Here is a 13442-nt window from a genome sequence, read left to right as displayed (position 1 = left end):
CGCATCAGATTTCGGCTCTGAGGGTTGCAGGTTTGAATCCTGCCGGGGTCACACTGGATAGCTTCCATAACGCTGGAACCCCTTGAGAAATCAAGGGGTTTTGTTTTTTTAGGAAATTTAATTTATATCCATAAATAACTATTTTCCTCATGTAAAACTGTTTTGTTACCTAACATCAGCTTAATTTTTCAAACAATTTTCTATGAATTTCTGCCATTTCCTGGCCAGATTATATTGTACCTCTGCATCATCACCATTTTCGCCGTACTCATCGTAAAAAACCAATTCGGAGTTTCCTTCAGATTTTGATTTTCCAGTAAATTTTAAGCTTATAAAATTTATCTTCCCCGGTTTTTCCGGGAAATCTTTGGTCTCTAGATTTACATTAGAAACAATATTAAGGTCAATGACCTTAAATTCATTTTTATTGGTATAATTAATATAAATCAGTTTTTTCTTTCGAGCATCTAATCCAAGGTACACCGAAGTATTCACTTCAATTTCTTTAGGTTGAAGAGCATTAGCATCGGCGATTCTTAATAAAGCTTGTCGACCGACAATGTTTTTTCTGTTTTCAATTAGAATCAAGTAAAATATAGGGCCCAGGAATATCACCAAAAGGCTTAGCCCTATAAGGGTTGAAGCTGTATCCATTTTTTTTATTTTTTAGTTTTAAAATATTTTAACTGTATATTTTTGAAAGAATTACAGAGAAAATCAACCAAAAAAATGAAATGGATATAGTTGTATAAAAGCGCTTTTTCTAAGATCAGGTAAACGCAGATAAAGATTCCGGCCAGGTAACTGGCAGAATTCAGGGTTAAGAACTGGTTCGAATCTTTTAAAATAAGCCCCGCCGGAATGTATCGAAGATGTACCGGAAAATCCGGAATAATACGTTGATGGTTCAAAATAGCCCCGGAAAGGATTCTCTTCTTCCTGAAAATTTATGGTTTTCTCCCATTCTTCAGCAAGTAAAATATCCTGTTGGACCGGGTTAATTACCCCGGTAAGGGTGGACAAAAGCACATGAAATAAGCTAAGAAAAACCAAAGCCTGAATTTTTTATAAAAATACAAAGAAACTCAATGCGTTTATTTTAGTCCCCTAAAAATTAACACTTAAGAATTTTTCAATAATCAAGTTTAATGCCCTATTTTTGGTCTTTATTAAACCAATTATAATAAATGGGCTTATTATTTTTTTATGCTGGAATATCTATTTTCTTCTCTTTTCTATGTTCTATTCTGGAGGCAGCCTTATTAAGTTTCACCCCATCTTTTATAAAAATGAAGAAGCAGGACGGCAAAGAATATGCAGATACCCTTGCTAATTTTAAAAAAGATATCGATCGACCATTAATTGCTATCCTAACGGTCAATACTATTGCTCACACAGTGGGGGCCATCCTGGTAGGAGTTCAGGCCGAAAAAACTTTTGGGGACGGGACAAACGCTGTTATGATAGTTTCAGCAATAATGACTTTGGCTATCCTTATACTTTCTGAAATTATACCTAAAACCATTGGAGCAACTTATTGGCAAAAGTTAGGTGGATTTACGGCTACTACTTTGAATATATTAATTTTTCCTCTGAAGTATACCGGGATCCTCTGGCTGATGATGCTAACCACAAAACTTATCGGAAAATCGGCTCGTGTGAATACCATGAGTAGAGAAGAATTTATGGCAATTACTGATGCCGCCGGTGAAGAAGGGGTATTTGAGGAGAATGAAACCACAATGATCAAAAATCTTTTGATCTTTAAATCGGTTAAGGCCAGAGATGTGATGACTCCGTTTTCTGTTGCAATGATCGAAAATGAAGAAGTTAGTATTGAGGAATTTTATCGCAATAATAAAAATCTGCGATTTTCCCGAATTCCTGTTTATAAGGATAGTCCGAACAACCTGACGGGATTTATTATGAAAGACGATGTCCTGGAGCAAATGGTGGACGAAAAGGGTCCTGAACCCCTAAAAATGCTTAGGCGGGAAATTCTGGTCACTCCTTCTGAAACTCCTATTCCTGATCTATTTGAAACATTGATCAGAAATAAGACCCATATAACCATGGTGGTTGATGAATATGGGAATACGGTGGGGCTTGTTACTATGGAGGATATTATAGAAACCCTTATCGGATTGGAGATCATGGACGAGAGTGATCATATTGAAGATATGCAGTTACTAGCGCGTAAGAACTGGGAAAAACGAGCTAAAAGAATGGGCCTCTTGAACTTCAATAATGATAATGAGGAAAATCCACCCGAGAATCCTTAAGAAGGCTAATCTTTTTAAGGCTTACCACTGAAAAAAATTATAAACCCTGGAGCTTATTGGGATTTCATAATTTTTATTTGATAAAAAGTATCAATACATATAAAAACTGCAAAACTCCTAAAAGCGTTTCTCGACCAATTCTGATAAAACTTAAGGTGTAAATCACTGGTTAAAAATATGTTAATGATTGTTGAAGCAGGCTTATTTCCTGATTAAATAATTAAATTCATGAGCTTTTTAATAGAAAATGTATCATATAGAATTTACTCATATTATAGGATTGGTGTTTGTTTTGGCAGCAATTCTTTGGTATCTGTTCATCCGGCGCAGTAACAAAAAACACAAAAAATACATTTTTGAACAAAAAAAAGAAATTGAAGATCTTAGGGCCATAGCCAGGAATCGTGAATGAGAATCTTCAAATCTTGCTTTCTCAAACTTTTACTCAATTCTCCCCTTTTTTTCATGAGCCAGCTAGAAAAAAACCTTTTACAGGTTATCTTTTATTTGAATTTTCCTGCATTGTAATTCAGCAAGGATTTTAGAAAGTTGATCTGACTACTTCTAATTTAATTCCGGTGATTATCGTAAGATTAAAAGTTAATATTAAATCCCTGTATTTTTTAGTATTCTGTATAATAACAGGCATTTCGCTAAATTAAACGAAGAATAGCTAAGGAAATATTTAGAATTTTTTTGAAGTTGAAGTTAAACTACACATAAAAAATTTAATGACAGATATCGATGACATAATTTAGCCTTGCAACTAAACTAAAATTAAAATTATGGCGTCATATTTAAATACTAATGAAATCAGGCTTTCATTAAAGCAACTGGTAAAACAATATGTAGAGGAATGTGAAACTTCCGAGAAACTGCCCGAAGAGTTTATCAGCTTGATTAAGCATAATTTCCTTGCTAAATATGTATATTATAACAAGGAAAAGAAACAAATTGAAATAGGGATTGACGAGTCAGATTCCCCGGAGACCTACCCGGAAATTAAGGTTTATAAATTCCCTGTTCAAAAGGCTACGAAATGGCTGGATAAATCCTTTAGAAACGGTAAGATTGACTTAGAATTTTACGGAAGACTATTAAACCGAAATGAAATTTTAAGCTCATCTGAAGTAGTTTTGATGAGTAATTAATTATACTATTTTCTTTCCTGAATAAAAGCGATCTCATACCTGCCCTGAGATCGCTTTTTTTATTTTTATATTATGGAGCTAAGTATTGCCAGAATTTATGAAAACAAAACAGCCGGGACTGATATTAGGATCCTGGTTGACAGGTTATGGACACTTGAAGATCTTCAGGAATTAGATAAAAGAAAGACTTTGCTGCTTTTATACGGAGCAAAAGATAAAGAGCAAAATCACGCTGTTTTACTCAAAGAATTTCTGGAAAATATATAAGTTAACTTTCCTTCTTTTTGGCCAGGTCTTCCATTATCATTGTTGCGTGAACCCTTGAATTTTCAATAAACCACTTGTGAGTTTCGACACCACCACAAATTACACCAGCAAGGTAAATACCTTTTACATTGGTTTCCATTGTTTTTTCATCATACTGCGGGATTTTTCTCCCGTCCTCAGATAATTCAATCCCCATATTTTTTAAGAACTCAAAGTTTGGGCGATAGCCGGTAAGAAGTAAAACAAAATCATTTTCCAGGGTTTTATCGCCTTCAGAAGTTGTAATAATCACTTCTTTTTTCCTGATTTCCTTGAGATAGGCATTGAAGTAAGCTTTAATGCTGCCTTCTTCTATACGATTAATAATATCAGGTCTTACCCAATATTTTACCCTGCGACCAATCTCTTCTTTTCTCACGATCATGGTAACCTCGCCTCCCTTGCGGTAAATTTCCAGGGCAGCATCAACCGCTGAATTACTGGCACCTACTATAATTGTATTTGAAGCGGCGTAATAGTGCGGGTCATCATAATAATGAGCTACTTTTGGCAGGTCCTCTCCCGGAATTCCCAAATAGTTAGGGATGTCGTAAAAACCGGTAGCCACCACCACATTTTTTGCAGAGTACGAACCTATTGGTGTGGTAATGATATGCTCTTCACCTTCAGAATCAACTTTTTCAACTTTCTCAAATAAATTAATATTCAGGTTATTCGATGTTGTTATCCTTCGGTAATATTCTAAAGCCTCAGCCTTTTTGGGCTTCGGATTAGTGCTGATGAAAGGTATATTATCCAGTTCAAGTTTTTCGGAAGTGGAGAAGAAGGTCATGTTGGTAGGGTAGTGGTAGAGTGAGTTTACCAGGCAACCCTTCTCCAGGATCAAATAGGAGAGATCCTTCTTTTCGGCTTCAAGTCCGCAGGCTATGCCTATAGGACCTCCGCCAATTATAATTACATCGTATACTTTATTAGGAGTTTGCAAGTTTCTTCAGTTCTTTAATGGTTTCCAACTGATCCTGGGCTTTAAAAACGTAGCTTCCAGCAACCAGGACATCTGCTCCGGCCTTTATCAGTTTTTCAGCATTCTCATTGGTTACACCGCCATCAATTTCAATAAGGGTGGGGGCGTTATGGGTAAGGATGATTTCCTTTAAACGCTGAATTTTATTATAGGTGTTTTCAATAAAACTCTGGCCTCCAAAACCGGGATTAACGCTCATCAGGCAAACCAGGTCAATGTCTTTTATCACATCTTTTAAAAGATCTACACTGGTATGCGGATTAATGGCTACTCCCGCTTTCATGCCTTCAGCTTTAATTGCTTGCAAGGTTCTGTGTAAATGGTTGCAGGCTTCATAATGTACAGTAAGATTATTTGCTCCCAGTTTAGCGAATTCCTTGATGTAACGATCAGGATCTACGATCATTAAATGTACGTCAATTAGCTTTTGTGCATGCTTGTTTATCGCCTGTAGAACCGGCATTCCGTAGGAGATATTCGGCACAAAAACACCATCCATAATATCTATGTGAAACCAGTCGGCATCGCTTTGATTAACCATTTCAATATCACGCTGAAGATTGCCGAAATCGGCAGCCAGAATAGATGGAGCAATAAGTTTTGAGGTCATGTGTTGTTTGAGTTGTTTCTGCAAAAATAGTAATTAGGAAGAGAAACTCGGGTTCAGAAAATATTAAAATGAAAAAACCCCGGTCATCACTCCGGGGTCATTCATCAATCAAAAAACGAACAGTTATTTTGTTAACCGGTAATCAGCCGGTATTAACTGTTGTCATCTTCAATATTTTATCCAAGGTAAGTTTTAAGAATCTTACTTCTGGAAGTGTGCTTCAGCCTTCTAATCGCTTTTTCTTTAATTTGTCTAACTCTTTCGCGTGTAAGATCAAAAGTCTCGCCAATTTCCTCAAGGGTCATTGGGTGCTGATCTCCTAACCCAAAGTACAAACGAATAACATCGGCTTCACGTGGAGTTAAGGTTTCTAAGGCCCGCTCAATCTCTGTTCTTAAAGATTCGTGTAAAAGTTCTTTATCAGGATTTGGAGATTCCCCAGAACGCAATACATCGTAAAGGTTAGAATCCTCACCTTCTACTAAAGGAGCATCCATAGATACGTGACGGCCAGAATTCTTCATAGATTCCTTAACGTCGTTAATGGTCATGTCCAGTTCTTTTGCGATCTCTTCGGCACTAGGTGGGCGCTCATGAGATTGTTCAAGAAAAGCAAAGGTTTTGTTGATCTTGTTTATAGATCCAATTTTATTCAATGGTAAACGAACAATTCTTGATTGTTCTGCCAGGGCCTGAAGAATAGACTGGCGAATCCACCAAACAGCGTATGAGATAAATTTAAAACCACGGGTTTCGTCAAAACGTTTAGCAGCTTTAATCAATCCTAAATTTCCTTCGTTAATAAGGTCGGGGAGGGTTAAACCCTGGTTTTGATATTGTTTCGCCACCGAAACTACAAAACGTAAATTTGCTTTGGTTAGTTTCTCCAAAGCACGGTCATCACCCGCTTTAATTCGTTGTGCTAATTCTACCTCTTCATCAGCAGTAATTAAATCAACTTTTCCAATTTCTTGCAAATACTTATCCAGCGAAGCAGTTTCACGGTTCGTTACCTGCTTCGTAATCTTAAGTTGTCTCATCTATCGTCTCCTTGGATTTTAATTTGTGAATAGCTCTTGTATTAGGTTATACGTAAGGAGTAGTCGAAATGTTACAAGAAACCTTAATTAATTTAATTTGAGCGTTTCCCTTTGGGCCGGGCTTTACGCTACAAGTCCTCGCTCATTCCATGCGCTGTGGGCTTTCCACTGCAATCCCTAACGCAAAAAAACAAAAACCAGGATTAATGATTCAAAAAAATAAATATATTGAAAACAGCAAGATCTAAGATTCATCATGTTATCCAAAGTCTGCGTCCTTTCCAAAAATCTTTACGGATTTCGCGTCCACTTTAGTGTAGTATTTTTAAAAACTACGCCTCGTAATGTTTACTAACTTCAACAAGATTAAAGTTCAAAACTTGATTGGATTTACTGAAAGGTGGCAGCTTTAACGGGCAGCAGTGAATAAACTAAAAAAAAATCCCCGGAAATTATTTCCGGGGATTTCAATTTATAAGCTAAAGACTATCTAGTCCTTGTCTTTTCGATCTCGATCTCTTGTGTCTCTTCCTCTGCGGTCATCACGGCCACGGTTGTCCCTTGATCCACGATTATCACGACCTCTGTCGTTACGATCGTTATCTCTTGGTGGACGAGGCTGGTAACCTTCAGGTTTGTCAAGTAATGCTTTTCTTGAAACTTTTTCCTTACGGGTTTTAGGATCTACCCCAAAGTATTTTACATCAATTACGTCCCCAACATTTACAATGTCGGTAACATTATCGGTGCGTTCCCATGCCAGTTCAGAAATGTGAAGTAAAACCTCGTTGCCTGGAGCATCAAGATATTCTACCACAGCTCCAAAATCAAGAACCTTTATAACTTTTACTTCGTAAACGCTACCTTTTTCAGGTTTAAAGGTGATAGATTCTATTTTAGCAAGAACCTTATCAATTCCCTCCTGGTTAGTTCCAAGAATTTCTACAATTCCCTCTTCGGTAACAGGATCTTCGTTGATCACGATCTCGGTTCCGGTGGTTTTTTGAAGTTCCTGAATTACTTTTCCTCCTGGTCCAATCAATGCACCGATAAATTCGTTAGGAATTCTCCTGGTGATTATTTTTGGAGCGTGAGCTTTTACATTTTTGTTTGGCTCAGAAATAGTTTCAGTTAGTTTCTCAAGAATATGAAGTCTTCCCTCACGGGCTTGTTTTAGTGCTTTAACTAAAATCTCATAAGGAAGTCCTTTAACTTTAATATCCATCTGGCAAGCGGTGATCCCGTCAGCTGTTCCGGTTACTTTAAAGTCCATATCTCCAAGGTGATCTTCATCTCCAAGAATATCTGAAAGTACTGCGTGGCGCTCTCCATCAGAGATCAATCCCATTGCAATACCGGAAACAGGCTTGGTCATATCAACCCCTGCATCCATTAATGCCATAGTTCCGGCACAAACCGTTGCCATAGAAGAAGAACCGTTAGATTCTAAGACTTCAGAAACAATTCGTACAGTATACGGGTTGTTTTCAGGAATCATACCTTTTAAGGCACGTTGGGCAAGGTTTCCGTGACCAATTTCACGTCTTGAAGTACCTCTGATTGGGTAGGCTTCTCCTGTACAAAATGGAGGGAAATTATAATGCAGGTAGAAAGTTTCCTCTCCCTGGTGAGTTGGCATATCTATGGTGTTAGCTTCCCTTGAAGTACCAAGTGTTACTGTTGCCAATGCCTGAGTTTCTCCACGGGTGAAGATGGCAGAACCATGAACTGATGGCAAATAATCAACTTCACACCAGATTGGGCGAATCTCGTCGGTTTTTCTTCCATCTAATCGCAAACCTTCTGCAAGGGTAAGTTCTCTTACCGCATCTTTTTCGGTTTTATTGAAATATTTTTTGATCAGCTTTTCATTTTCTTCCAATTCCTCTTCAGAAAATAATGCTAAAACTTCTTCTTTTACGGCTGAAAATGCTTCACCACGATCTCTTTTACTATGACCGCCTTTAGCGATTTCGTAAATCTTGTCATAAGCTGTATCGCGAACTTTTTTCTCGATATCTTCTTTTTCTTCAGCAGTAGCATATTCCCTTACCGGTTTTTTGCCAAAAGCTTGAGCTAAACGCAACTGTGCGTCTACTTGTTTTTTAATGTGTTCGTGAGCAAATTGAATGGCTTCTGCCATTTCTTCCTCTGAAATTTCTTTCATCTCACCTTCCACCATCATTACAGAATCTGCAGAAGCACCAATAATCATATCGATGTCTGATTCTGACAGCTGGCTGCGGCTTGGGTTAATTATAAACTCACCATTTACTCTACCCACACGGGCTTCAGAAATAGCGGTTTCAAAAGGAATGTCTGAAAGTTGAATAGCGGCCGAAGCAGCAAGACCTGCCAAAGCATCTGGCATTACTTCTTCATCGTGAGACATCAACTGGATCATTACCTGGGTTTCGGTTCTGTAGTCTGATGGGAACAATGGTCGCAATACGCGGTCTACTATTCTCATCGTTAATACTTCACCATCACTAGGTCTTGCTTCTCTTTTGAAAAAACCACCGGGATAACGTCCTGCAGCTGCAAATTTTTCTCTGTAATCTACGGTTAACGGAAAGAAATCCAAAGTGCTTTCTTTATAAGAAGACACTACGGTACAAAGTAACATCGCGTTACCCATTTGAACAACAACCGACCCATGAGCCTGTTTTGCCAGTTTTCCGGTTTCGATAGAGATTTCTCTTCCATCTCCAAGATCGATAACCTCTTTAAATGTTTGTGGAATCATAATAATTTGAATTCTTTGATCTGAATAACTTCACCAGATCTTTTGTTATACAATGGTCTCCGCCTAAACCGGACGGCCGGGAGTTGTGTTGTTGTGTGTAATTGTGCAGACCAATGAAAAAACTACTCTCTTTGAGCGACAATTTGAAGCAATATAAAAATTGCTTTTAAATAAAAAAAGGGGGCGTAAAGCCCCCTTTGAAATTTATTTTCTTAATCCTAATTCTTTAACGATAGCACGATATCTCAAAATATCTTTCTTCATTAAATAATCCAGTAAGCTTCTTCTTTTACCAACCAGCATTACCAAAGAACGCTCGGTGTTATAATCCTTGCGGTTTTTCTTAAGGTGTTCTGATAGGTGGGCAATTCTGTAAGTGAACAATGCGATCTGACCTTCAGTAGATCCGGTATCAGTTTTACTTTTACCGTGTTTTTCGAAGATTTCCTGCTTCTTTTCTTTTGCTAAATACATTCCAATATTTATTTAAATGATTTTTATGTATTGACAGTTTTTCTGTCAAGCGGCAAATATACTATTTTCCTAAGATATAGTTATTTAAAACCTCTAATTATTTTCTTATAGGTTGATTCTGAATAAGATCGATATAAAGATTCACCTTGTTTTTGAGTTCAGAACGTTTTACTATGAAATCAAGAAAACCGTGCTCCTTTACGAATTCAGCAGTTTGAAAATCATCCGGAAGATCCTTTCCTGTAGTGTCTTTTACCACCCGTGGACCGGCAAAACCAATAAGTGCACCGGGTTCAGAGATATTGATATCACCTAACATTGCAAAGGAAGCCGTGGTTCCTCCCGTGGTTGGATCTGTACATAAGGAAATGTAGGGAACCTTTGCTTCTGACAATTGGGCGAGTTTAACTGAAGTTTTTGCCAGCTGCATCAGGGATAAAGCTGCTTCCATCATACGAGCCCCGCCTGACTTGGAAATGATCATTAAAGGGATGTTGTTCTTTAAAGAATAGTCGGCTGCCCGTGCAATTTTTTCTCCTACTACAGAGCCCATAGAGCCTCCAATAAAGGTAAAATCCATACAGGCTACTACCAGGTCTTTTCCATTGGATTTGCCAACAGCAGTACGAACGGCATCTTTTAAGCCGGTCTTTTCTTCGGCAGCTTTTAACCTGTCGGTATATTTTTTAGTGTCCTTGAAGTTAAGCGGATCTTTAGAACTCATGTTCTTATCGAGCTCCTTGAATTCGTTGTTGTCAAAAAGGATCTTGAAATATTCGGTGCTACCTATTCTTACATGGTAACCATCTTCCGGGCTTACATAAAAATTGCTCTCCAGTTGTTCTGCATCTACAATCTTTCCCGTGGGAGATTTATACCATAAACCTTTAGGGACATCCTTTTTATTTTCTGTAGGGGTTTGAATTCCTTTTTGTGTTCTTTTAAACCAAGCCATTTGTTTCAGGTTTCAGGGATTGAACTGTTCCGGGTTATCTCCCGAATCTTAGGGTATATTATAAATAAAAACAGCTGAAGTTTAAAACTCCAACTGTTTTTTAAAATTATTCTATAATGTATTAACGTTATTAAGGTCTTCGAAAGCTTTTTTCAAACGTGCTTTGAAAGTGAGCTCACCTTCACGAACCCATTTTCTGGGATCGTAGTATTTTTTGTTTGGAACGTCGTCTCCTTCAGGGTTACCAATTTGAGCGGCAAGATAATCTTTTTTACTGCCTATATAATCACGAATTCCTTCCAGATAGGCGTATTGAAGGTCGGTATCAATGTTCATTTTAATCACACCATAACCAATTGATTCCCTGATTTCTTCCAGAGAAGAACCACTACCGCCATGGAAAACAAAATCTATGTAATTTTCTTTTACGTTGAAATTTTTGGTAATGTGTTCCTGAGATTCTTTTAAAATCTTTGGTGTAAGTTTTACATTTCCAGGCTTATAAACCCCGTGAACATTTCCAAAAGCAGCTGCTATGGTAAATTGGTCGCTTACTTTTCGTAACTCCTCAAAAGCATAAGCCACTTCTTCGGGTTGGGTGTAAAGTTTAGATACGTCTACATCAGTATTATCTACCCCGTCTTCTTCACCACCGGTTACACCGAGTTCGATTTCCAGGGTCATCCCCATTTTACTCATTCGCTCGAGATACTTTTTGCTTATCTCCATATTTTCTTCCAGGCTTTCTTCTGAAAGATCTATCATGTGAGAGCTATATAGTGGTTTCCCGAATTGCTCGAAATGTTTTTCGCTGGCATCGAGTAAACCATCTATCCAGGGAAGTAGTTTTTTAGCACAATGGTCAGTGTGCATTATTACTGGTACTCCATATAATTCTGCAAGTTCGTGTACATGCTTTGCACCTGCTACAGCGCCTGCAATGGCAGCCTTTTCATTTTCATTGGAAAGACCCTTGCCAGCATTGAATTGAGCTCCTCCGTTTGAAAATTGAATGATAACGGGTGAATTTAATTCAGCTGCAGTTTCTAATACTGCATTAATGCTGCTTGATCCTATTACGTTTACCGCAGGCAGGGCAAAACCCTTTTCTTTGGCTAGTTTAAATATTTCCTGAACTTCTTTTCCTGTGGCAACGCCCGGTTTAATTTTATGACTCATAATTAATTGAATTTGGCTTACAAAAATAAGAAAATTAAATGGCTTAGAAAGGATAATTGATCCCTACATTATAAACCGCGTGATTGAAGTTATAATCTTTAAACCAACGGTTTCCCTCCTCACGGGCGGGGTCATAGGTTTTGAAACCTACATCAAATCTCAATACAAAGAAGTTAAAGTCATATCTCAATCCAAAACCTGAACCCACAGCAATGTTTTTTAGATCGGAAAAGGAGGTGAAAGTTGCTTCTTCATTTTCGACGATATCAAGTACGTTCCAGATATTACCTACATCTACAAAAACAGCTGAATGTAATGAGCCGAAAAGGTTATATCGGTATTCAAAATTGAAGGCTAATTTCATATTAGCTTCATTAAACTCGTTTCGGCCGCCTGTGCTGCCCGGTCCCAGGTCATATGCCTGCCATGCACGGTTGTCGTTGGGACCTCCGGCAAAGAAACTACGTGCAAAAGGTATGCTATTGGCATTTCCGTAGGGAATTGCAATTCCTCCAAAAGCCCGAATTGCAAAAATATTTTCATCACCCAGGTCCCAGTGTTTTATGAAATCTATTTCGGTTTTAGCATATTGGGAAAAATTCACACCCAAAATATCGTAATTGCCATTAGAGTTTTTCTCCAGTCCGGCCAGATTTGAAACAACCGATAACAGGTTTCCTGCAGCTTCTACCTTAAACCTAAACCTGGTAAATTCCCGATCGTAGAGGTTTTCCTTAGTATTCCATAGATAGGTGTAATTGGTGGCAAAAATCAGGTTATTCTCTGTTAAACGGTTTTTTCTTTCTCTAACATAATTAGCTATTTGTTCTTGTTCTGAATTTAAACCCGTTGTTGCTCCTGAATCATTATCAATATCTTCCAGGAAATTTTCGGCACCCTCAGGGATACTTAACCCGCCTTCCTCATTAAGATAATCGGGGTTGGTAACCACATTGGGGGCCTGAACAATTTCATTTAATTCATTATAAGAATTTCGGTAGACATTAAAATAATTATCGATATTCAGGTTTCTTACATATTGTATGTTGAGCAGGTCCAGCCTGTTAGTTAGCTGTCTTGATGGGGACCATCGGTATTCCATTGCACCGGAAAGGTTTCTTTTGTCCAGCCCGATATTAGACTGAGTGCTTACTCCTAAACTAAGCGTGGTGAAAGGAGACATGTATTTAGGGATAACCCTCTCGGTGTCAAATGGAAGAAATATTCGTGGAAAACTGAGTTTAAGATCTGCTCCAACTTCAGAAATATCAAAAAAGCGATCTTTATCACTGCTGGCGGCTGCATCGGTAGAAGATCCTACACTTCCCCGTCCAGAAATTTCAAGGTTTTCAGCACCATTGAAAACGTTTCTTATTAGGAGTGACCCTCCAAAACCTATCCCGAATTCCTGAATATTACTTTGAGATATCTCGAAATCAAATCCAACAGAATATTTCTGTTGAGGAGTAAGAAATATATTCGCTACTAAATCAGTGCGGGTGCTGTCTTCAGGATCGGGTGTGTAACGAATAGTTGGATATTTAAAATTTCTAAGAGAAGTGATTCGGTTATAAGTTCGGGTACGGGCTATATCGCTATAGGTATTCCCGGGCCTTATAAAAATGGCATCAGTAATCGCTTTTGGCTTATATTCCTGCTCATCAAAACTATAAATATTATAACCTTCATGATGAATACTGTCGGTTATTGGTTT

The 13442-nt window shown here is 37.9% G+C and carries 12 protein-coding genes; 3 read left to right on the top strand and 9 right to left on the bottom strand.

Annotation, left to right across the window (positions count from 1 at the left end):
* Window positions 1-180: 180 nt before the first annotated feature.
* Window positions 181-654 carry a hypothetical protein gene (locus tag ACESK1_RS09500; protein ID WP_372919948.1) on the bottom strand — a complete coding sequence of 158 codons (474 nt, stop codon included), beginning with the start codon at window positions 652-654 and terminating at the stop codon, window positions 181-183.
* 533 nt (window positions 655-1187) lie between these two features.
* Between ACESK1_RS09500 and ACESK1_RS09495 the strand changes: the two genes are divergently transcribed.
* From ACESK1_RS09495 to ACESK1_RS09485, 3 genes are all read left to right on the top strand, one after another.
* A complete protein-coding gene (locus tag ACESK1_RS09495) occupies window positions 1188-2282 on the top strand; it encodes a CNNM domain-containing protein (protein WP_372919947.1) in 1095 nt (364 codons plus the stop codon).
* A 785-nt stretch (window positions 2283-3067) separates the two neighbouring features.
* Window positions 3068-3433 (top strand): hypothetical protein, encoded by a 366-nt coding sequence (locus ACESK1_RS09490; RefSeq protein WP_372919946.1) that lies wholly within the window; start codon window positions 3068-3070, stop codon window positions 3431-3433.
* Window positions 3434-3505: 72 nt separating this feature from the next.
* Window positions 3506-3700, top strand: coding sequence for a DUF488 family protein (locus ACESK1_RS09485; RefSeq protein WP_372919945.1), 195 nt, complete (start codon window positions 3506-3508; stop codon window positions 3698-3700).
* 1 nt (window position 3701) lies between these two features.
* Here the strand turns inward: ACESK1_RS09485 and ACESK1_RS09480 are convergent, their stop codons facing one another.
* From ACESK1_RS09480 to ACESK1_RS09445, 8 genes are all read right to left on the bottom strand, one after another.
* Window positions 3702-4685, bottom strand: a complete 984-nt coding sequence (locus tag ACESK1_RS09480; RefSeq protein WP_372919944.1) for a YpdA family putative bacillithiol disulfide reductase — start codon at window positions 4683-4685, stop codon at window positions 3702-3704.
* A complete protein-coding gene (gene rpe / locus ACESK1_RS09475) occupies window positions 4672-5334 on the bottom strand; it encodes a ribulose-phosphate 3-epimerase (RefSeq protein ID WP_372919949.1) in 663 nt (220 codons plus the stop codon). Before rpe ends, ACESK1_RS09480 begins: the two co-directional genes overlap by 14 nt.
* Window positions 5335-5510: 176 nt before the next feature.
* The gene (locus ACESK1_RS09470; protein WP_011708302.1) at window positions 5511-6374 is read right to left on the bottom strand and encodes an RNA polymerase sigma factor RpoD/SigA; all 864 of its coding nucleotides are present in this window, start codon (window positions 6372-6374) and stop codon (window positions 5511-5513) included.
* Between the two features lie 490 nt (window positions 6375-6864).
* Window positions 6865-9120: a polyribonucleotide nucleotidyltransferase gene (locus ACESK1_RS09465; protein ID WP_372919943.1), complete on the bottom strand. Its 2256-nt coding sequence runs from the start codon at window positions 9118-9120 to the stop codon at window positions 6865-6867.
* Between the two features lie 204 nt (window positions 9121-9324).
* The gene (gene rpsO, locus ACESK1_RS09460) at window positions 9325-9594 is read right to left on the bottom strand and encodes a 30S ribosomal protein S15 (protein ID WP_372919942.1); all 270 of its coding nucleotides are present in this window, start codon (window positions 9592-9594) and stop codon (window positions 9325-9327) included.
* Between the two features lie 97 nt (window positions 9595-9691).
* Window positions 9692-10549: an acetyl-CoA carboxylase, carboxyltransferase subunit beta gene (accD, locus tag ACESK1_RS09455; RefSeq protein ID WP_372919941.1), complete on the bottom strand. Its 858-nt coding sequence runs from the start codon at window positions 10547-10549 to the stop codon at window positions 9692-9694.
* A 111-nt stretch (window positions 10550-10660) separates the two neighbouring features.
* Complete coding sequence (fbaA, locus tag ACESK1_RS09450) at window positions 10661-11728, bottom strand: class II fructose-bisphosphate aldolase (RefSeq protein WP_372919940.1); 1068 nt, start codon at window positions 11726-11728, stop codon at window positions 10661-10663.
* A gap of 43 nt (window positions 11729-11771) precedes the next feature.
* The coding region (locus tag ACESK1_RS09445) for a BamA/TamA family outer membrane protein (RefSeq protein ID WP_372919939.1) at window positions 11772-13442 on the bottom strand (1671 nt) is incomplete at its 5' end.

The organism is Salegentibacter sp. (assembly GCF_041642575.1).
Taxonomy (GTDB): domain Bacteria; phylum Bacteroidota; class Bacteroidia; order Flavobacteriales; family Flavobacteriaceae; genus Salegentibacter.
This window is presented reverse-complemented; position numbering and strand designations above follow the sequence as displayed.

Excerpts from the sequence above, each read along its gene's own strand:
- ACESK1_RS09500 (WP_372919948.1), bottom strand. The coding sequence starts at position 654 with ATGGATACAGCTTCAACCCTTATAGGGCTAAGCCTTTTGGTGATATTC.
- ACESK1_RS09495 (WP_372919947.1), top strand. The coding sequence starts at position 1,188 with ATGGGCTTATTATTTTTTTATGCTGGAATATCTATTTTCTTCTCTTTT.
- ACESK1_RS09490 (WP_372919946.1), top strand. The coding sequence starts at position 3,068 with ATGGCGTCATATTTAAATACTAATGAAATCAGGCTTTCATTAAAGCAA.
- ACESK1_RS09485 (WP_372919945.1), top strand. The coding sequence starts at position 3,506 with ATGGAGCTAAGTATTGCCAGAATTTATGAAAACAAAACAGCCGGGACT.
- rpe (WP_372919949.1), bottom strand. The coding sequence starts at position 5,334 with ATGACCTCAAAACTTATTGCTCCATCTATTCTGGCTGCCGATTTCGGC.
- ACESK1_RS09470 (WP_011708302.1), bottom strand. The coding sequence starts at position 6,374 with ATGAGACAACTTAAGATTACGAAGCAGGTAACGAACCGTGAAACTGCT.
- ACESK1_RS09465 (WP_372919943.1), bottom strand. The coding sequence starts at position 9,120 with ATGATTCCACAAACATTTAAAGAGGTTATCGATCTTGGAGATGGAAGA.
- rpsO (WP_372919942.1), bottom strand. The coding sequence starts at position 9,594 with ATGTATTTAGCAAAAGAAAAGAAGCAGGAAATCTTCGAAAAACACGGT.
- accD (WP_372919941.1), bottom strand. The coding sequence starts at position 10,549 with ATGGCTTGGTTTAAAAGAACACAAAAAGGAATTCAAACCCCTACAGAA.
- fbaA (WP_372919940.1), bottom strand. The coding sequence starts at position 11,728 with ATGAGTCATAAAATTAAACCGGGCGTTGCCACAGGAAAAGAAGTTCAG.